General features: G+C 44.8%; 16 protein-coding genes. 6 read left to right on the top strand and 10 right to left on the bottom strand.

Annotated features, from left to right (window positions below; all coding sequences use genetic code 11):
• Positions 1-197 precede the first annotated feature (197 nt).
• From vpsR to brnQ, 4 genes are all read right to left on the bottom strand, one after another.
• Complete coding sequence (gene vpsR / locus AACQ17_RS13845) at positions 198-1532, bottom strand: cyclic-di-GMP-binding transcriptional regulator VpsR (protein ID WP_094147105.1); 1335 nt, start codon at positions 1530-1532, stop codon at positions 198-200.
• Between the two features lie 262 nt (positions 1533-1794).
• On the bottom strand, positions 1795-3327 hold the full coding sequence (gene lysS / locus AACQ17_RS13850; RefSeq protein ID WP_094147106.1) for a lysine--tRNA ligase: 1533 nt from the start codon (positions 3325-3327) through the stop codon (positions 1795-1797).
• Positions 3328-3360: 33 nt separating this feature from the next.
• A protein-coding gene (gene prfB, locus AACQ17_RS13855; protein ID WP_096000859.1) for a peptide chain release factor 2 occupies positions 3361-4459 on the bottom strand; the annotation gives its coding sequence in 2 pieces (ribosomal slippage) (positions 3361-4383 and positions 4385-4459; 1098 coding nt in all).
• A 170-nt stretch (positions 4460-4629) separates the two neighbouring features.
• Positions 4630-5943: a branched-chain amino acid transport system II carrier protein gene (brnQ, locus tag AACQ17_RS13860; RefSeq protein WP_047690133.1), complete on the bottom strand. Its 1314-nt coding sequence runs from the start codon at positions 5941-5943 to the stop codon at positions 4630-4632.
• A 308-nt stretch (positions 5944-6251) separates the two neighbouring features.
• On the opposite strand from brnQ, the gene AACQ17_RS13865 reads away from it, so the two are divergent.
• Entirely contained in the window at positions 6252-6974 is a 723-nt protein-coding gene (locus AACQ17_RS13865) for a tRNA1(Val) (adenine(37)-N6)-methyltransferase (RefSeq protein ID WP_094147278.1), read from the top strand.
• Between the two features lie 92 nt (positions 6975-7066).
• A complete protein-coding gene (gene srmB / locus AACQ17_RS13870; protein ID WP_094147279.1) occupies positions 7067-8302 on the top strand; it encodes an ATP-dependent RNA helicase SrmB in 1236 nt (411 codons plus the stop codon).
• Between the two features lie 101 nt (positions 8303-8403).
• Here the strand turns inward: srmB and prfC are convergent, their stop codons facing one another.
• The gene (prfC, locus tag AACQ17_RS13875; protein WP_026028084.1) at positions 8404-9993 is read right to left on the bottom strand and encodes a peptide chain release factor 3; all 1590 of its coding nucleotides are present in this window, start codon (positions 9991-9993) and stop codon (positions 8404-8406) included.
• A gap of 222 nt (positions 9994-10215) precedes the next feature.
• Here prfC and AACQ17_RS13880 point away from each other — a divergent pair, with 222 nt between their 5' ends.
• Positions 10216-12267, top strand: a complete 2052-nt coding sequence (locus AACQ17_RS13880) for a putative bifunctional diguanylate cyclase/phosphodiesterase (RefSeq protein ID WP_013857605.1) — start codon at positions 10216-10218, stop codon at positions 12265-12267.
• A 62-nt stretch (positions 12268-12329) separates the two neighbouring features.
• On the opposite strand, the gene rimI is transcribed toward AACQ17_RS13880, so the two are convergent.
• The 4 genes from rimI to ubiT form a co-directional block, all read right to left on the bottom strand.
• Complete coding sequence (gene rimI, locus AACQ17_RS13885) at positions 12330-12776, bottom strand: ribosomal protein S18-alanine N-acetyltransferase (RefSeq protein ID WP_013857606.1); 447 nt, start codon at positions 12774-12776, stop codon at positions 12330-12332.
• A 4-nt stretch (positions 12777-12780) separates the two neighbouring features.
• Positions 12781-13185, bottom strand: coding sequence for a DNA polymerase III subunit psi (locus AACQ17_RS13890; protein ID WP_094146864.1), 405 nt, complete (start codon positions 13183-13185; stop codon positions 12781-12783).
• A 261-nt stretch (positions 13186-13446) separates the two neighbouring features.
• Entirely contained in the window at positions 13447-13950 is a 504-nt protein-coding gene (locus AACQ17_RS13895; RefSeq protein ID WP_094146863.1) for a GNAT family N-acetyltransferase, read from the bottom strand.
• Positions 13934-14461: a ubiquinone anaerobic biosynthesis accessory factor UbiT gene (gene ubiT, locus AACQ17_RS13900; protein ID WP_010318913.1), complete on the bottom strand. Its 528-nt coding sequence runs from the start codon at positions 14459-14461 to the stop codon at positions 13934-13936. The genes AACQ17_RS13895 and ubiT overlap by 17 nt, the downstream gene beginning before the upstream one ends.
• 196 nt (positions 14462-14657) lie before the next feature.
• On the opposite strand from ubiT, the gene AACQ17_RS13905 reads away from it, so the two are divergent.
• The 3 genes from AACQ17_RS13905 (at position 14658) to AACQ17_RS13915 (ending at position 18728) form a co-directional block, all read left to right on the top strand.
• Positions 14658-16706, top strand: a complete 2049-nt coding sequence (locus AACQ17_RS13905; protein WP_026027438.1) for a bifunctional diguanylate cyclase/phosphodiesterase — start codon at positions 14658-14660, stop codon at positions 16704-16706.
• 101 nt (positions 16707-16807) lie between these two features.
• Positions 16808-17821 (top strand): ubiquinone anaerobic biosynthesis protein UbiU, encoded by a 1014-nt coding sequence (gene ubiU / locus AACQ17_RS13910; protein WP_094146862.1) that lies wholly within the window; start codon positions 16808-16810, stop codon positions 17819-17821.
• Between the two features lie 28 nt (positions 17822-17849).
• Positions 17850-18728 carry a U32 family peptidase gene (locus AACQ17_RS13915; protein WP_026028086.1) on the top strand — a complete coding sequence of 293 codons (879 nt, stop codon included), beginning with the start codon at positions 17850-17852 and terminating at the stop codon, positions 18726-18728.
• Positions 18729-18765: 37 nt separating this feature from the next.
• On the opposite strand, the gene AACQ17_RS13920 is transcribed toward AACQ17_RS13915, so the two are convergent.
• Complete coding sequence (locus AACQ17_RS13920; protein WP_106439622.1) at positions 18766-20106, bottom strand: MATE family efflux transporter; 1341 nt, start codon at positions 20104-20106, stop codon at positions 18766-18768.
• Positions 20107-20142: the final 36 nt, after the last annotated feature.

Raw genomic sequence — 20142 nt, forward strand, 5'->3', positions numbered from 1 at the left:
ATTCTATGCAACTGAGGTGATTATTCAACTCTTAATTTTCAAACAATTAAAAAACAATGCATTAACCTAAAATGAAAGCCGATGACAGCAAATAAGTGACATATTCAGCTAGAGAATAACTTATTCGCAAAAGATATGATTATAAAAAATGGCCACATGGATTAAATGTGGCCATTTTTACTTGAAGAATCATCAAGTTAATAGGTATTTTCAGTGATTAAGTTATGTTTATTAAGCAAGCGATACATAGTAGCTCTAGATACACCTAGCTCTTTGGCGGCCATTGATACTTGCCCTGAGTTGGATTCTAGAACCAGTAATAGCGCATCTCGCTCTGAACGCTCACGAATACTTTTTAGGCTGCGCTTACCATCACTGCGTTTTGGTAAGTCGAGTTGCAATTCATCCAACATGACTGAATCGGACATCAGCACCACACGTTTGATCTGATTCATCAGCTCACGAACGTTACCCGGCCAGTGATAACGAGCCAATGAGCGTGTCGCTTCTTCAGTAAAACTGCGCGCCTGCGCGTTAAACTCTTTTGAATACTCCTGCAAGAAGTGGCGTGCCAGTAAAGCGATATCACCCGCCCGCTCTTTTAAGCTCGGGACATTAATACGCAAGACGTTGATATAGTGGTACAGCTCTTCGTTAAAATTGCCATCAATCAGCGCTTTTTCAATATCGGAAGAGTTGGCGGCCAAAATACGCACATCCACCTCTTTGACACCCGTTGAAGTTTCTATCGTTCCTTCTTGCAGGAAGCGCAAGAGGTTAGCTTGTTGGCTTTTAGGTAGCGTGAGAATATCTTTAAGTAGGATCGTCCCACCATCTGCCCGCTCCAATAATGAAGTTTGAGATGAGTCTTCACAACCAATACCGAACAGCTCACATTCAAAGCGGCTCTCCGATAAAGCTCGACAATTCACTGAAATAAAAGGTTTTTGTGCACGAGATGAGGTTTTGTGTACCGCTCTCGCGACCGTCTCTTTGCCCGTTCCATTTTCCCCATAAATGAGGATACTGACATCTGTAGGGCCGATGCGTTTGATCTGATCACGCAAGCGCTTCATGGGAGTGGACTCACCAATTAAACCAATATCCCCTGTTGCTCCATAATGTGGCCATACTTTCTTCTCTAACTTAAGCATTCCAAGTTGGTGTCCAATGGTGCTCAGTAGCTGCGCATCGGGAATCGGCGCCGTAAAAAAGTCGATACAAAAGTTAACAATGAATTGGCAAATCGTATCCGAGCTCAACTGTGATTCGCGAATGAACGCCAACCAACGTACTTGTTTATGGTTGCTGACCAAATTTGCAATGCCATTGAGGCTGAATTCATCATGGCTCAAATCAACAATACCAATGCATGGGCCTGTTTCTGCAAACAAGGCATCCGCTTTACGTAAATCTGCGCATTGTGTACAACGCCAACCAACCTGTTCAAGTACAGATAACCAAGGCTCGTATGTCCCACCAACGACGACAAGCGAACCAGGGACAGAATCCATTCGGAATTGAGTGCCCATCTATTATTCCTTATCTTTAAATTTATATGCAGTGCTACTTTTGGCACATTAAACGGCTGTTACATTAACGAGACTTGGCGCTGTAGTCTGTCTCAATCATAAGACTAGACAACAAATAAGCACTTTGCCATTTAATATAGGGAACTATTTCATAATCCTTTCGAAATTGTTGTCTGTTAGTCCACGCTAGTGAACAAAATTTTTCAAACTAATGCAAAAAAAAACCGCCTATTTAGGCGGTTTATCGGAACGAAAGTAGCAATTACTGCTGTGGGCGCATCGCAGGGAATAGGATAACGTCACGAATCGTATGGGTGTTGGTGAGTAACATCACCAAACGATCAATACCAATGCCTTGACCCGCCGTTGGTGGGAGACCGTGCTCTAACGCAACAACATAATCAGCATCGTAGAACATCGCTTCATCGTCGCCAGCATCTTTGGCATTCACTTGCGCTAAGAAGCGCTCGTCTTGATCTTGAGCATCATTAAGCTCAGAGAAGCCATTGGCGACTTCACGACCACCGATGAAGAACTCAAAACGGTCGGTGAAGAATGGGTTGTTATCGCTACGACGCGCCAATGGTGAAATATCCGCAGGGTATCCAGTGATGAAGGTCGGTTGCATCAACTTAGGTTCGGCCGTTTCACCGAAGATCTCTTCAAGCAGTTGGCCGCAAGTCCAGAAAGGTTCAACGTCTACATGAACCGATTTCGCGATAGATACCATGAGCTCACGGTTTTGCAGATCCTGTTCAGTTAACGCTTGGATTTGAGCGTGCTCTGGGTTGTAGTGTTTGATGGCTTCAAACATACTCATGCGAGCATATTGACCACCAAATTCTACCGTTTCATCACCATAAGGCATTGAAGTCGAACCTAAAACTTCCTGTGCCACAGTGCTTAATAACTCCTCAGTAAAGTCCATCAGATCATTGTAATCTGCGTACGCCATATAGAATTCCATCATAGTAAATTCAGGGTTATGGCGAGGAGAAAGACCTTCGTTACGGAAGTTACGGTTGATTTCAAACACGCGATCAAAGCCACCCACAACTAAACGCTTAAGGTAAAGCTCAGGTGCGATACGCAAGTACATTGGCATGTCGAGCGCATTGTGGTGAGTGATGAATGGACGCGCACTAGCACCGCCAGGGATCACATGCATCATTGGCGTTTCTACTTCCATGAACTGTTTTGAGATCATGAAGTTACGAATTACAGTCATTACTTTAGAGCGAACAATGAACGCATTACGTGAACTTTCATTAACAATCAAATCCACATAACGTTGGCGGTAGCGCATCTCTTGGTCAGTCAAACCATGGAACTTCTCTGGTAACGGACGAAGTGCCTTTGTCAGCAATTCGTACTCTTCCATATTAACGTAAAGATCGCCTTTGCCAGATTTGTGCAACGCACCTTTCACGCCGATGATGTCACCAATGTCTAGACCTTGGTATTTTTCCTTGAGCTCAGTTTGAACCTCTTTTGAAGCATAAGCTTGAATACGACCAGAGGTTTCTTGAATAACAAGGAAAGGGCCACGTTTCGCCATGATACGACCCGCAATCGCCACAACATGGTTTAAGGCTTCTAACTCTTCTTTGCTCTTTTCACCGAATTGCTGTTGAAGATCGCCCGCAAGGCTGTCACGACGAAAGTCATTTGGGTGGCCATTTGCTTTACAGCTCTTACGGATGTGATCCAGCTTGCTGCGACGCTCTGCGATGAGTTTGTTCTCTTCTTGCGCAATTTGCTCTTGATTCATTTCGTTTTGAACAGCATCAGTCATTTTACATGTACCTTATATGTCGGTAAAAAAGCATTAAAGGCCTGATTTCAGGCTTGCTTCAATAAATTTGTCTAAATCACCATCTAATACCGCTTGGGTATTACGGTTTTCAACGCCAGTGCGTAAATCTTTGATTCGGGAGTCATCCAATACATAAGATCGGATTTGGCTTCCCCAGCCAATGTCAGATTTCGCATCTTCATTGGCTTGCTTTTCTGCGTTCTGCTTTTGTAACTCAAGTTCAAACAGTTTTGCACGCAATTGTTTCATCGCTTGGTCTTTGTTTTTATGCTGCGAACGATCGTTTTGGCATTGAACAACGGTATTGGTTGGAATGTGCGTAATACGGACCGCCGATTCGGTGGTGTTAACGTGCTGACCACCCGCTCCCGAAGCGCGATAAACATCGATACGAAGATCGGCTGGGTTGATGTCGATAGCAATATTTTCATCAATCTCAGGATAGATAAACGCAGAGGCAAAAGAGGTATGGCGGCGGCCACTCGAATCAAATGGGGATTTACGAACCAAGCGGTGTACGCCAGTTTCGGTGCGTAACCAGCCATAAGCGTAATCACCGATAATTCGCACGGTTGCGCCTTTTAGGCCAGCAACATCACCTTCAGACACTTCAATCACTTCAGTCTTAAAGCCTTTCGCTTCTGCCCAACGTAAATACATGCGTAGCAGGATTGATGTCCAGTCTTGAGCCTCGGTGCCGCCCGAACCAGACTGCAGATCAATATAGCAATCTGAAGAATCGTGATCGCCAGAAAACATACGACGAAACTCAAGCTGTTCAAGCTTAGTTTCCAGCTCATCCAGTTCAGGGCCAATTTCATCGAAGGTTTCTTGGTCTTCTGCTTCAATAGCCAGTTCCAGTAGCCCTTCCACATCATCCACACCTTGATCCAACTGATCAATGGTATCGACAATGGCTTCGAGCGAAGCGCGTTCTTTACCTAGCGCTTGTGCACGCTCAGGTTCGTTCCAGACGTTGGGTTGCTCGAGTTCTGCATTCACTTCTTCTAAACGCTCTTTCTTAGCGTCGTAGTCAAAGATACCCCCTCAGGATATTTGTGCGCTCTGACACATCCTGAAGACGGTTTTTAATAGGATTGATTTCAAACATGTTTGCTCAACATTTATGAGTAGAATTTAACCGAAGAATTCTACTTAAAAATGTGACGAAGATACAGGAAAAATTCGTTTGATCTCTTGGAATAAAAGCTGGCGCACGCCTAAAAAAAGAGGCTGAACAATCGTGTTCAGCCTCTTTAATGCTTACGGGTAAAAACGCGATTATGCCGCTTCTTTAACCACACTTTGTTGAACGGTAGTTGCAATAAAGAACATGCAAATCATCGCAGCGAGTGTAGGAAGTAACCACCCCATGCCGACCTCAAACAGTGGCAGCATATTGAACGCAGACACATCAACGCCAGCCACTTTTGCCGCGTCGATCAACGCAAAAAGAAAAGAGACAAGTAGCACTACACGGTATGCCACTGCTGGGTTTGGTAGTTTCCCTCTCAAGAAGGTCAACATAATCAAGGCAATCGCGACTGGATAAAGCGCATACAGTGCGGGGATAGAAAGCGTGATCAATTGCGATAAACCAACGTTTGCCACGATAGCGCAAGCAACACCAATAATGATCACCCAAGATTTATACGCAATTGGAGTCAATGTGCAAAAGTAATCTGAACATGCTGAAATCAAACCAATTGCCGTGGTTAGGCAGGCTAGTAGCACGATGACAGAAAGCACGATCTGCCCATAAGGGCCAAACAGCGCTTGCACATATTGGCTAAGCACCGCACCGCCATTTTCTGCACCAAAAGCGACCACAGAGCTTGTCGCACCAAGATAAAACAGTGAAATATAGACAAAAGCTAAACCAACCGCCGCAATGCACGCCGCGCTGATTAAATACTTTGTGGTTGCCGCACGCTCAGTAATGCCTTTGCTACGCAGTGCATCGACAATTAACATCCCAAACATCAGTGCGCCAAACGTATCCATGGTGTTGTAGCCTTCAAGGAAACCTTTCGTCAACGGCTGAGTCAGGTATTCGCCTTGTGCAGTCACCATCTCACCTTGCGGGTCAACAAAAACCGCAACGGCTAAAATAATTAATCCAACAAATAGAGCAGGAGTTAGCACTTTACCAATGATGTCAATGAGCCGACCTTGAGACCAGGCAAAAAACATCGCAACGACAAAAAAGAGAATCGAAAATAGTGTCAAATGCGATTGTTGCGCATCAATGAAAAATGGTTTCACTGCCATTTCATACGCCACAAGGCCGGTACGCGGTGCTGCAAAGGCAGGACCAATGATGATAAAGATCATCACTGCCATGATAGTTGCAGCTTGTTTAGGCAGATCTTTGGTTAAATGCTCCCAAGAACCACCCGCGACAGCAATCGCAATAATCGTCATCAATGGTAAACCGACAGCGGTAATAAGGAAGCCAGTCATGGCTGGCAGTAAATGCTCTCCAGCAAGTTGGCCAGCGATTGGCGGAAAGATGATGTTACCAGCACCCAAGAAAAACGCGAAAAGCATAAAGCCGACCGCGATAATATCTGTTAGTTTTAACGTCTGCTTCACAGATAACCCTTAATTATTATTTGATAAATGTTGTGTATGCATTGTTGATGAGGTTGAAACCGTATCTAAATCTAAAAATTAAGGGCGAATAATGACGAAACACTCAAGACTTCGCAAGCGCAAAGCAAAAAACGCTACATTAATTTATAATATCGGTGAAAAACCAGTTTAAAACTCTAAATGTTAAAAAATAGAAAGAATGATGTGTTGATCATTTTCTCATACACTCTCATAACAGATAGAAGAATAATCCGAACAAATAGATAACAATAGTGGTTATCACTTAATTAGAGCTATATTTTGAAATAATGATGAAAAGTCACACGCCCAAAAATAAGCGTTTCAAATTTAAACAATTTTCCATTGACGGTGGACAAGCGGGAATGCCTGTCAGTACCGATGGGGTTCTATTAGGCGCGTGGGCTTTCACGCACCATCCCAAAACCATTCTCGATATTGGCACCGGTACTGGGTTATTGGCATTAATGTGCGCACAACGTTTTAGCGATACACAAATTACGGCCATCGATATCGATGCCTTTGCCTTTGAAGCGGCCCAATACAACAGTAATGCTTCTTCATGGGGGCAACGCATACAGGTTTTACAAGGTGATATTTTAGAGACCTCTTTTACGCCGTCCTTTGATGCAATTATTTGTAACCCACCCTATTTCAACAGTGGTGAACTGTCTCATGATCCCCAGCGAGCTACTGCTAGGCACACCAATCAACTTGCTCATCACGCTTTATTAGTCAGAGCAAAAAGTCTCCTTAACGATGAGGGGCAAGCTTGTTTTATTTTGCCCGTGTATGAAGGGGAACAATTTATCGAGCAAGCACTCACACTCGGCTGGCAGCTTAAGCGGCGCTGCACTGTACAACCCATAGCACACAAACCCGCTCATCGGCTATTGATTGAACTAAGTTTAGCCTCGGCTTCTGTGATTGATTCATCGTTGGTCATTCACTCATCAAGTGGTTATAGCGAAGCCTTTATTGCCCTAACTCAAGATTTTTATCTCAAGATGTAGAAATAACATGTGATCCTAATCACCAATCCCCCTATAATGTTCGACCTTAATTTTATAGCCAAATAAGCCTAACGGCTTGTGGAGTACTCACTGTGATCAAAACCTTTGCTGACCTCGATCTTGACCCTTGCATCATTGCGGCCATTGAAGATATGGGCTTTGAACGTCCCACCCAAGTTCAAGCTGAAGCGATCCCACAAGCCCTAGATGGTCGAGATATTCTTGCCTCTGCGCCAACGGGAACCGGTAAAACCGCTGCATTTGTTTTACCCGCGCTACAATATCTTTTAGATTTTCCGCGCAAGCGAGCCGGCCCTGCACGCGTCTTGATTCTGACCCCAACTCGTGAATTGGCGATGCAAGTGGCGGATCAAGCTCGTGAACTGGCGAAGAATACTCGCCTCAATACCGTCACCATCACCGGCGGCGTACAATATCAAGAGCACGCCGACATCTTAGCCAAAACGCAAGATATTGTGGTGGCAACGCCTGGTCGCTTGATGGAATACATTGAAGGCGAGCGTTTTGATTGTCGTGCGATTGAATGGCTTATTTTGGATGAAGCTGACCGCATGCTGGACATGGGCTTTGGCCCAATCGTCGATCGTCTCGCTGCGGAATGTCGCTGGCGTAAACAGACCTTGCTTTTCTCTGCAACACTGGAAGGTCATGGTGTGGAAGGTTTTACTGCCGATCTCTTAAAAGAACCAGCAACAATCAATGCCGATCCTTCTCGTCGTGAACGCAAAAAAATCACTCAATGGTATCACCGCGCCGATACCATGGTGCACAAAGTTGAGCTATTGAAGAAAATCCTCACCGAGCAAGCCGAACGTTCTATCGTGTTTATCAAAACTCGTGAGCGCTTAGCTGATTTGCGTACAGAGCTAGAAAAAGCGCAAATTCCTTGTGCTTGGATTCAAGGCGAAATGCCACAAGATCGTCGCAATAACGCCATTACGCGATTCCGTGAAGGCGCAGTCAACGTACTACTGGCAACCGACGTGGCCGCACGCGGTATTGACTTACCTGACGTAAGTCACGTGATCAACTTTGATATGCCACGTTCAGCGGATGTGTACTTACACCGCATAGGCCGTACGGCTCGTGCTGGTAAAAAAGGCAATGCGATCTCTTTGGTTGAAGCCCATGATCAAGTGATGATGGACCGCGTCGCGCGTTATGTCGACGAGGAGATAAAAGAGCGCTTCATTAAAGATATGCGCCCGCAGCACAAAAAGCCGGTATTCAAAAAGAAAAAGAAAACCGATGACAAAAAAGTCAAAGTGGTTTCGAAGAAGAAGAAAGCGAACAAAAAGAAAAAATAGTGTTCCAATACCACCTATAAAAAAATGCCGATACTGAAATATCGGCATTTTTTATCTTTAACGTTTGAAGAGAGTATCACTCTCTTCAAAATCACCAAGGTTTAATGTTCGCGTGTCGCACGGAACTCCACTTCAGGAAAACGCTCTTTGGCCAGATTCAAATTGACCATAGTCGGCGCGATGTAAGTCAGGTTATCCCCACCATCCAGTGCGATGTTACTTTGGTTTTTGCGCTTAAACTCTTCGAATTTTTTATCATCTGCGCACTCAATCCAACGTGCTGTTGCAACGTTAACACCTTCGTAAATTGCCTCGACGTTGTATTCAGATTTTAAACGAGACACCACCACATCAAACTGCAGCACACCCACTGCACCCACAATCAAATCGTTATTTTGTAGTGGGCGGAAGACTTGAACCGCTCCCTCTTCCGACAACTGCACTAAACCTTTAAGCAGTTGCTTCTGCTTCAGTGGATCGCGCAAGCGAATACGACGGAACAGCTCAGGAGCAAAGTTAGGAATACCTGAGAATTTCAACGATTCACCTTGAGTAAAGGTATCACCAATCTGAATTGTTCCATGGTTATGCAAACCGATAATATCGCCAGCATAAGCATTTTCAGCACGAGAGCGATCGCCCGCCATAAAGGTAACCGCATCAGAAATACTCACTTGCTTACCAATACGCACGTGGTTCATTTTCATGCCTTGGGTATAAGTACCCGACACAATACGCATAAACGCAATACGATCGCGGTGTTTAGGATCCATGTTCGCTTGGATTTTAAACACAAAGCCTGAGAATTTCTCTTCCGTGGCTTCAACAATACGCTCATTAGCTTGACGTGGCATCGGCGCCGGAGCCCACTCAGTTAAACCATGCAGCATATGGTCCACACCAAAGTTACCTAATGCCGTTCCGAAGAACACAGGGGTCAACTCACCTTTTAAAAACAGCTCTTGATCAAATTCATGAGAAGCACCCAATACCAATTCAAGCTCATCACGCAGCTGAGCGGCAAGGTCATCACCCACGGCCTTATCCAGATCAGGGTTGTTGAGGCCCTTAACAATGCGCTCTTCTTGAATAGTGTGGCCTTGGCCGGTCGCGTACAGAATCGTCTCATCACGGTGAATGTGGTACACGCCTTTAAACTCTTTACCACAACCCACTGGCCATGAAATCGGGGCGCAGGCAATCTTCAGCTCATTCTCCACTTCATCAAGCAATTCCATTGGGTCGCGGATCTCACGGTCCAATTTGTTCATGAAGGTTACAATCGGTGTATCACGTAAGCGAGTCACTTCCATCAGCTTACGAGTACGATCTTCAACACCTTTTGCTGCATCAATCACCATTAAGCACGAGTCAACCGCCGTCAATGTGCGGTAAGTATCTTCCGAGAAGTCTTCGTGCCCTGGAGTATCGAGCAAGTTAACCAAACAATGATTGTAAGGAAATTGCATCACAGAGGTCGTGACCGAAATACCACGCTCTTTTTCCATTTCCATCCAATCTGATTTAGCATGCTGGTTAGAGCCGCGCCCTTTTACCGTTCCCGCTTTTTGAATGGCATTCCCGAATAGCAGAACTTTTTCAGTAATGGTGGTTTTACCCGCATCCGGGTGCGAAATAATAGCGAAGGTTCTACGTTTAGAAACTTCACTCAAAAAAGGAGTATTTGACATGAAACAGGTCTTCTCAATATGCTGATATAAGGGAGAGCCGAAGCGCTTACGCTGATCAGCAGTTCGATTCAAATTTGCGCGGTATTCTCCCCTATATTTGATCTAGGAGCAACTTTCGTCGCTATACAAATCAACAAGAGAATGACGACCTTTCTATTTGTAATTAAATTATCAATAAATATGAGCTATAACTAAAAAGGGCGAAGAGAATAAGCGAGTATTATGCTGATAACCAAACAAAGAAATTCTCTGGCATTTAAACAAGCCAAAACAGTGTTCCTAGTCTCGGTGATCCTTGGGATAGGCTTTAGTTTGTATCATACTTTGCTCGACCTACACCATGAGCAAGCTCGCATTGAAGATCACTACCGTTTTAAACTGCTGCAAAATTATTCAAATGCCAGCCAGGCTGCTTATCACCTCAACAACTTATTAGCCAATCAAGTCGTCTCTAGTCTAATGGTTGATAATGCCATTTATCATGTTGAAATTATTGATGATTTTGGCGATACGCTGGCAAAAAAAAGCAGAGAGATTCCAGCACAGACGGCTTTTATTCGGCTCTTATCGAATTATCTGACACCTGAAATACCCATCTTTAAAACTGACTTGCATCAACCCAATTCGAGTGTGGTGGTAGGTAGCTTAAGTTTTTCCGTCAACGGCTCTTCCATTGCCAAAGAATTTATTGCAAAAACCACACGAGTATTGCTGTTTGATCTCTTTCGAAATGTGTTGCTGACTTCGATCCTTTTAGTCTTTTTTTACTACAAGCTGTCAAAACCCATCACCACGTTAATTTCGTGGGTTCGCTCATTGCAAAACAATCAACGTCCAACACAGCCGCCATTACAACAGCAAAAAAATGAGCTCAGTGAGTTAGCCGGTACTTTCTATACTTTATGGAAAGAGCGAGAGCTCGCGGATGCTAAACTTAACCAATTAGCCTACTACGACACGTTAACTGGCCTTGCTAATCGCAGCTTGCTGCTACAACTGCTCACTGATGCGATTGATAACAGTATTCGCACCCACACTTCTGGTGTGTTGTTTTACCTTGATCTCGACCGTTTCAAAACGATCAATGATTCACTTGGACACACAACGGGGGATCATTTAATCAAAGCTATCGCCATGCGTATGGATGGCTGGCTTAAACATGATTACACCGCCGCACGCATCGGTGGCGATGAGTTTGCGGTGTTGATTCCTCATCTCTCTCGCCAACAAGCAGAGAAGGTAGCTCAGCAGCTTCTGGCTCTGATTTCCAACCCTTACTCGATTGATGACCACCAGCTTTATTGCACTGTGAGTATTGGTATCTCGATTTTTCCGTCAGTGGGCAAAACCAATATCGATGTCCTTAGACAAGCCGATACAGCGCTTTACCGCGCAAAAGCGAATGGACGCAATAAATACATGTTTTATGAGCCAGAAATGCAGGCTCAAGTCGAATCGTTTCTGGAAATTGAAAAAGGCCTCCATGAAGCCCTCAATACCCAACAGTTAGAACTTTATTACCAACCTCAAGTCGATGAGCGGCACAATATTGTCGGTGTGGAAGCCTTGATCCGCTGGAACCACCCAACCAAAGGTGTATTGCCACCGGGTGTGTTTATGACCATAGCAGAAGAAACGGGGCAAATTATTCCGATTGGAAACTGGATATTAGAGCAAGCGTGCTATCAATACGCCGCTTGGAAGCGCCAAGGAGTATTACCGCCCCATTTTCGCCGTTTAGCCATCAACATCAGTCCGTTGCAGTTTTCTCAAGATTCTTTTGTTGAACACATTAACCATGCAATGCAACAAGCAGGTATTACTGGTGAACATCTTGAGTTGGAGATTACGGAAGGGCTATTACTGGAAAATGTCGAAAGTGCGATTCAAAAAATGGTGCAACTTAAAAAAAGTAAGCTGAGCATCTCGATTGATGATTTTGGCACTGGTTATTCATCACTGCGTTACCTCAAACTTTTATCGGTGGATGTGCTCAAAATCGATCGTTCTTTTGTCACTCAATTGCATTTAGATGAGAGTGACCAAGCAATTGTGGATACGATTATTATGATTGCGAAACGTTTAAATTTGGAGGTAATAGCCGAAGGTGTGGAAGAGTGCCAAGAACTCGAAACTCTCAAACAATTGGGTTGTGATCAGTTCCAAGGTTACTTATTTGATAAGCCGTTAACCGCTAAGGAAGTCGTCAAGCGTTTTGCAAGCCCATGCTATCAACTCAATGAACATCAAAAAGATAAGGCGCACCAGAAATAGTTCCGAGACGCCTGACCATGAAAAAACCTGAGTTTGCAAACGATCTGCTGATGGAAAATAAGCTACAAAAAATAGTAGCTCATGATGATCGCATCTTCTGATCCTTTCGGAGTGGGATAGTAGTTCACTCGACGATCGAGCTCATTAAAACCCAGCGATTCGTACAAGCTATAAGCGCGGATGTTACTTTCGCGAACTTCAAGCCACGCACTTTCAGCTTGCGCTTTTTCACAGTAAGTTAAGAAAAACTCCATCAACAATTTTCCGTAACCCTTACCTTGCTGCTGCGGATCCACAGCGATATTCAACAAGGTCACCTCTCCAACAATATTCTGTGCATAGAAATAACCGACAACTTTGCCATCAACCAACATAGCATGGTGGCATGCACCACGACTCGCCAAGTCGCGTACGAGTGATTCAGCCCAAGGGTAACTGTGGGCTTGCTGCTCAATGGACCAAATAGCATCAAGATAAGGAAGTGATAAAGGCACAACATCAATATTCATAGTTTTATGACTCATAAGAACAAATTTGCTGCCACAACGCCCGGCGCAGCTCGGTATTGCCATCTATCTCAACTAGCGGCGGTGACGTTAACACTTTCTGAGCCAACGGGCTTTCTCTCTTTTCACAGCCTGAAAACCACAACCATTCAATGCTGAAGCCTGTTAGTTGGCTAAGAGAGTGAGGCTCAAGATGACACGCCTGACTGATTTCGAGCCCCATACTTTTCAATACTCTTGAAAACAGCAATAGAGCACCTTGTTGCGGGTATTGGGGGGAAACGAGTAATAATCGGCACGTGCTCGGCAGCGTCACCGGATCAGGTTGATAGCCAGCCAGCCGCTGTGGGTGGATAAGCTCCCAACGCTGGATGCCCATTTCTTGTAAATATTGATTTTCGTGATGTGACATCTGTTTATGACCTCATTGAACATCGCAATCCTAACAAATCAGCGCCAAGACAGAAACCGTTAATCATCCAATGACCCAAGAGCTATGCCCAAACAACTTGAAGTTGCAGATAGGCGGCAAGTGAATTCATCCGTATGAGCCTAGATAAACAAGGTGATTGGGGTGAGCGAATATAGCCAACACCACGGCAGCTTCAAATGAGAAGGGCATAAAAGTAAACAGGGAGCTCTGGGCTCCCTGTTTTGAATAGAAATACGGTGATTAAAGTTCGTTGAACTCTGGGCAATACTCAATTAAACCCGCTCGCCCGCTCAATTCGCCGTCGACTAATGCAACGATCTGAAACGCGCCAACTGGAACATCCCAACGACAACGAAAATCAAATTTCGCCGCCTCTTTAAAGCCAAAGCGTTGATAATAATCCGGGTCACCCAAAACCACACAAGCTGGATAATCGAACTCAGCCAAACAGATTAACCCCTCTTTTACCAACGAGGCGGCGACACCTTGATTTCGCCACTCTTTTTTCACGGCCAACGGTGCAAGCCCTTGCCAATTTAAGTCTTCACCATTGAGTAAGACTGGGCTAAACATCACATGACCAACGACTTCGCCGTCATCATCACAAGCCACCAAAGAGAGTGTCAAATGGCTGTTTTCCCTTAATGTCATGACCAAATTAGCTTCAGCATCTGTCTCAAAGGCTGATTTTAATAAGCGGTCAATCGCTAAGATATCCGCTGGCGCTTCAGTTCGAATAAGCATTCATTACCTCATTTTGTGTCACTGGCGATTGTACGCCCTTATGCACAAAATCTGCTAGCTGATTTATTAACATCTGGAACGGTTTTGGTAAAAGCTCTAGGTCAACACTGTCCATCAGATTCTTCACCTCTAACCCCAGTTCGGTATCCCCTTCAATGGAGAGTCGACGTTGAAAGAACAGCGTATCAGGATCTTCTTTTCGACCAGCAATCAACACCATATCATTTAGGTTACCGCTAAAGCTGACATCTTCCACTTCCGTCTTATCAGACACAACAAGTTGTTCCGCTTGATAGCTGATATACCAATTCAAATTCAAATCACGAATTGAAACCTTTAACCATTTTCCATCAAGAAATTCAAAGTCACCTTCTTGCAAAGCCTCATGAAATATAGTTTTCAACCCTTCTAGCAAGGCTTTTTTTTGTACAACTTGCGGTAAGAAGTGGACTGGGGATCGCAAAATTGAAGCGGCGTTTTGAACTAGTTGAGTACGAATCTTGTGAATCACGAGCGTTATCCGTTACTTTGTAATGCAATAGTACCTAATCATAATGGATGTGGGGGTGCAAATTCCTGTGATGCATCAAAAAACGTACATTGTTTGAGAACCTTTTCTAGCTTAGTAATCAAAGTTATAGTTAATGTGTTACTTACGTTGTAACATCCTCATGAATATAAGTGCTCTGGAGAGTGGTAGTAGCTTGATGCCTTCGCAACATTTACAACATTGGTTTGCAAAAATCACGTCGAACAGTCCGTTCTTTTTTGCCATCTTGAACGACCAACATAACTATGTGATGGTCAATGAACGTTATTGTGATATTGCAGGGCTGAGCACAACCGAATTGGTTGGAATGAATGACTCACAAATTCTGGGTGAGCATTTCTACCGCCATCTCAAACCTTATTATGAACGGGCATTTCAAGGAGAAACGCTTGAGACCGAACTGACGCTTCACGAGATCGATTTAGAAACGAGTTTGCATTTCTCTTTATCACCTATCATGGGTGATAAAAAAGTCGAAAATATTGTGTTTCACGCCATCGACACCTCCGAAAAACAGATCCTCATTCGCTCATTAGAAGAGTCGGAAAATAAGTTTTCAACCTTGACTAGCTTGCTTCCTGATGGATTGTTGCTGGTCGATGACGACTGCATTATCTCTGCTAACCCCGCATCGGCTCGTTTACTCGGTTTTGAAAATACCTCAGAGCTTCTTGGTGAAGAGTTATCGCGCTTGTTTGTCGATGAAAAAAGTAAAACCGTATTCAGCTCTCCACTTAGTTTATTACTCGCAGGGGCACCATTGGTCTGCCTCACTGGGCCAAAGTGTGGCTTTGAACGTAAAGTTCAACTGCACGCTGGAGCCACCGTCGTGCTGGGCAACAGCTCACAACTGATTTTGATTCAAGATGCAGAAGATGCACCTAAGCAGTTGTCTTCGACTATGCATGCCGATATCCACATTGACTCGCTGACTAACTTGTATAACCGTTTTGGTTTCACTAAACGTTTAGAACAGTTCATTCAAAATGAAACACCCCTTGTGATGCTCTATTTAGACATTGATAACTTCAAAAACATCAATGACTCTTTAGGCCATCATATTGGCGATAAAGTCATTAAAGAGGTCTCAGCACGGCTGAAACGTTTACTACCGCAACAAGCGATTGTGGGCCACCTTGGCGGCGATGAATTTGGACTAATACTGCCTGATCCTGAAAATAGTCGCGCCGCTGAAATGTTGGCTGAACGCATCATTTCTTTGATTAACCAACCGTTTGATCTGCACCATTTCAGTAAACGCTTAGCCTGCTCCATAGGTAGTGTCGCCTACCCTGGTGACGGTAGCGATGCACGCGTATTGTTGCAAAATGCCGATACGGCGATGTATGAAGCCAAAGATCGTGGTAGAAACCGTCTGATTAAGTTCAACGATCAAATGAACAAAGAAGCGCGCATGCGCTTATGGCTTGAAATTGAACTGCAAAAAGCGCTGCAACAAAATGGCCTTGAAGTGTGGTATCAACCGAAAGTAAATGCTCGCGACTTCAGCATCAATGGTGCGGAAGCTTTGGTGCGCTGGAAACACCCTGTGGAAGGGTATATCAACCCCGGCGCTTTTATCCCTGTCGCGGAAAAAGCTGGGCTGATTGAACATTTAGGCCGAGTGGTGATGCGTGATGTCTTCTCGACCGTAAAACGCTGGAAGCTGCAAGGTATTTTACCTGGTCGCGTGGCGATCAATTTATCGCCCGAACAGTTTTGTAACCCGAAGTTGATTGATTATATGGAAAAACTGCTTCGCACCACGGAGCTTGATCCAAACTGCATCACATTTGAACTGACCGAAAGTGCCGTCATGAGCGACAGCGAACACACCTTGCAAATGTTGAACGCGATCAAAAAACTGGGCTTTTCTCTGTCCATTGACGACTTTGGTACGGGGTATTCCTCGCTCTCTTACCTCGCTCGCTTCCCGATTGATGAACTTAAAATTGACCGCGCTTTTATAACGGATATCGATACGCTTCCTAAACAAATCACCGTCATTGAAAACATCATCAATTTAGGAAAATCACTCAACTTAACGGTCGTTGCCGAAGGTGTGGAAACTCAACAACAAGCCACGCTACTCTCTAATCTCAACTGTAACTCAATTCAAGGCTTCCATTTTTATCGGCCACAACCGAGGCAGGAAGTAGAAGAGTTATTCGTTCAAAATCGTCGTCATCGTTCTACTCCCAAATAAGTAAATCTCGTTTATTCGCCCCAAACCTGCCTTACATCAAATTTGCTATTCATAATGCTTCATAAAATACCACTACTTTCCCTTAGATATCGTACGGATCAATGGAACTTTTATGTCCTGCAGGTAACCTGCCTGCTCTAAAAACAGCGATCGATTGTGGTGCAGATGCGGTTTATATCGGCTTCAAAGATGATACTAATGCTCGCCACTTTGCTGGCCTTAATTTCGCAGGTAAGAAGTTAGATAAAGCGGTGCAATATGTTCATGATCACCATAAAAAAATTCATGTCGCGTTAAATACCTTCGCCCACCCTAATGGCTTCGAGCGTTGGACTCACGCCGTCGATAATGCCGCTAGTTTAGGCGTGGATGCGTTGATCATCGCCGATATCGCGGTATTGGATTATGCCGCTAACCGATACCCAGATCTGGAATTGCATCTTTCTGTACAAGCCTCCGCCACCAACGTCGCCGCTATCGAGTTTTATAAGCAGAATTTCAATATTAAGCGGGTGGTGTTACCGCGAGTGCTATCAATCCATCAAGTCAAACAGCTCTCACGTAATATGATGAGTGACGTCGAGCTTGAAGTATTTGCCTTTGGCAGCTTATGTATTATGTCTGAAGGGCGCTGTTATCTCTCTTCCTATATGACGGGAGAATCACCCAATACTGTCGGAGCCTGTTCGCCCGCGAAGTACGTCCGCTGGCAAGAAACGGACTCAGGTTTGGAATCTCGCTTAAACGAAATTTTGATTGATAAATACGCAGCCGGAGAAAATGCAGGCTACCCAACATTGTGCAAAGGTCGTTTTGAAGCGCAGATCGATGGGCAACCTAAACGCTACCACGCACTGGAAGAACCAACCAGTTTAAATACGTTATCACTATTACCAGAACTGTTTGCAGCCAACGTTGCTTCCGTCAAAATTGAAGGTCGCCAACGTAGCCCTGCATATGTGGAGCAAGTGACTAAAACCTGGCGAGCGGCGATTGATCACTACCAAGCAAATCCACAAGCCTACCAAGTAGAAACGGCTTGGAATACCGCCTTAGCCAACGTTTCTGAAGGCACGCAAACGACACTCGGCGCGTACCATCGCCAATGGCAATAAGAGAATGGAGAAGAGAATGGAGAAGAGAATGAAATATGCGCTGGGTCCTTTACTCTATTTCTGGCCCAAACAAGAGGTAGAAAGTTTTTATCAACAGGCAATCAATAGCCCTGCTGATGTGATCTATTTGGGTGAATCGGTCTGCTCCAAGCGACGTGAGATAAAACCACAACACTGGTTTGAGATCGCCAAAGCGCTTTCACAAGCGGGTAAACAGGTTGTGATCTCAACCATGGCGCTACTGGAAGCGCCGAGCGAAATCAATGTGATGAAAAAGTATATTGAGAATGGCGATTTTGCGATTGAAGCCAATGACGTTTCGGCGATTCAACTCGCCAGTGAAAAACGCCTTCCTTTTGTGGTTGGGCCCGCCGTGAATGCTTACAACGCGCGCACACTGCAACTGTTCCTAAAGCAAGGGATGATCCGTTGGTGCATGCCTGTTGAACTCTCCCGTGATTGGCTAATCAATGTATTGCAACAATGTGATGAGCTTGGTATCAAAAATCAGTTTGAAGTAGAAGTTTTTAGCCACGGATACCTGCCACTGGCTTACTCCGCACGCTGCTTTACCGCACGGGCTGAAAATCGCGCGAAGGATGAATGTGAGACTTGCTGTATCAAGTATCCAACCGGAATTCAGGTTCACAGCCAAGAAGGTCAAGCGGTATTTAACCTCAACGGTATCCAAACCCAGTCGGGCTATTGCTATAACCTTGCTAATGATTTACCAAGCATGGCGGGATTGGTCGATGTCGTTCGTTTAAGCCCACTAGGCCTTGAGACATTCGAACATCTGTCGCAGTTCAAGGCCAATGAAAAAGGAGAGCATCCCTCCCCTTTAACCAATCACCAATGTAACGGCTATTGGCACCAATTACCGGGCCTAGCGATTCAACAAAGCTGAGCGTAGCCTCCCCCTAGAGAGAAGGGGGAGGCTCTTGTTAAGCGAACACGGTTTGCTTCGCGTTATCACAAGGTAGTGCACGCAAATCTCGCCACAACATCAAACCCACCACCAAACTTAACGCAATATTGGAAATGGGGAAGGCAATCCACACACCAGTCACACCATATAACTTAGGTAACAAATACAAGAACGGTAGTTGGATCGCCATATTACCAATGGTGACAAACATCGCCTTACCGCCGCGATTGGTCGCTTGATAAAAGGCGGCGGCGACAACTAAAAATCCATCCAAAAACAACGCAAACATATGCAGTTTTAAGCCCAGTACAGCGCTTGCCATCAATTGCGGGTCAGTTGAATTGAAGACCGCAACAACCTGAGTGGAAAACAAGTTCAGCAGCACCACAAAACCCAGCCCGCCAAGCACAGCAATGCTCATTGCAATTTTGAGCAGTTTTCTAATATGAAGATAGTTTTTGGCACCATAATTGAAGCTAACTAACGGCTGCATACCATTCGCGATGCCCTCTGCCGTTAAGTAATAAACCGTGACGATATAGCCTAATATCGCGTATGCCCCAACAAGTACCGCGCTGCCATAGTGAGCAAATAGGCTGTTGTGCACCGCCACCATCATCGAACCGTAGGCATACATAAAAAAGCTTGAAGTACCAATCGCAACAATCTTAGGTAACAACGACCATTGCACCCTCATCACCGAGAGTGACAGCTGCAACTTGGCTCGCGTCGAAAAGAAATAGCCTATGCCCAATACAGTCACACTTAATTGTGCGAGTGCCGTTGCTATGGCGGCACCAGTAAGTTCCCAATGTAAAACGGCAATAAACAGATAATCAAAGAGAATATTGATTATCGCACCACTCACCATCAGCAATGTGGCTAAATTAGGGCTGTCGTCGTTTCGTAACAAGAAAGGCATCGCAATAGAGCCAAGCGTAAAGACACAAGCGATCACTAATACCTGCAAATATTGCAAGCCAAGTTCGTAGACTCGTCCTTCAACGCCTTGCCACGCAATGAAATCGTCCGCAAGAAACCATAGAATTGTCGCCACCACGGGAGCTAGCATCACAAGCAACAATAGGCCAGTAGCAAGCACTTGCTTGGCTGCCGCCATGTTCCCTTCACCTTGCTTGATCGAAGCCAGAGCACCAGTTCCAACGCCCACCAACATGCCAAGCCCTAAAATAAAGCCAATAATAGGCCACGCAACGTTAATGCCCGCCAATCCCTCAGCACCAACATAATGACCAATAAAAATACCATCCACCACTTGATACAAGCCATTGACTAACATAGCTGCCACGGTCGGAATGGTATAGCGCCAAAATTGGCGGTAAATTGAATTTTTCATAACAGACACCATAGTTAGCAGAGCTAACTATATAAG

This window comes from Vibrio sp. V10_P2A27P122 (genome assembly GCF_963874335.1).
GTDB lineage: Bacteria > Pseudomonadota > Gammaproteobacteria > Enterobacterales > Vibrionaceae > Vibrio > Vibrio anguillarum.

What these genes read in the sequence shown, in the direction of transcription:
- prfC (WP_026028084.1), bottom strand. Translation starts at nt 9,993, where the DNA reads ATGTCAAATACTCCTTTTTTGAGTGAAGTTTCTAAACGTAGAACCTTC.
- AACQ17_RS13880 (WP_013857605.1), top strand. Translation starts at nt 10,216, where the DNA reads ATGCTGATAACCAAACAAAGAAATTCTCTGGCATTTAAACAAGCCAAA.
- AACQ17_RS13865 (WP_094147278.1), top strand. Translation starts at nt 6,252, where the DNA reads ATGATGAAAAGTCACACGCCCAAAAATAAGCGTTTCAAATTTAAACAA.
- AACQ17_RS13915 (WP_026028086.1), top strand. Translation starts at nt 17,850, where the DNA reads ATGAAATATGCGCTGGGTCCTTTACTCTATTTCTGGCCCAAACAAGAG.
- rimI (WP_013857606.1), bottom strand. Translation starts at nt 12,776, where the DNA reads ATGAATATTGATGTTGTGCCTTTATCACTTCCTTATCTTGATGCTATT.
- vpsR (WP_094147105.1), bottom strand. Translation starts at nt 1,532, where the DNA reads ATGGGCACTCAATTCCGAATGGATTCTGTCCCTGGTTCGCTTGTCGTC.
- AACQ17_RS13920 (WP_106439622.1), bottom strand. Translation starts at nt 20,106, where the DNA reads ATGAAAAATTCAATTTACCGCCAATTTTGGCGCTATACCATTCCGACC.
- lysS (WP_094147106.1), bottom strand. Translation starts at nt 3,327, where the DNA reads ATGACTGATGCTGTTCAAAACGAAATGAATCAAGAGCAAATTGCGCAA.
- AACQ17_RS13895 (WP_094146863.1), bottom strand. Translation starts at nt 13,950, where the DNA reads ATGCTTATTCGAACTGAAGCGCCAGCGGATATCTTAGCGATTGACCGC.
- AACQ17_RS13905 (WP_026027438.1), top strand. Translation starts at nt 14,658, where the DNA reads ATGCCTTCGCAACATTTACAACATTGGTTTGCAAAAATCACGTCGAAC.
- ubiU (WP_094146862.1), top strand. Translation starts at nt 16,808, where the DNA reads ATGGAACTTTTATGTCCTGCAGGTAACCTGCCTGCTCTAAAAACAGCG.
- AACQ17_RS13890 (WP_094146864.1), bottom strand. Translation starts at nt 13,185, where the DNA reads ATGTCACATCACGAAAATCAATATTTACAAGAAATGGGCATCCAGCGT.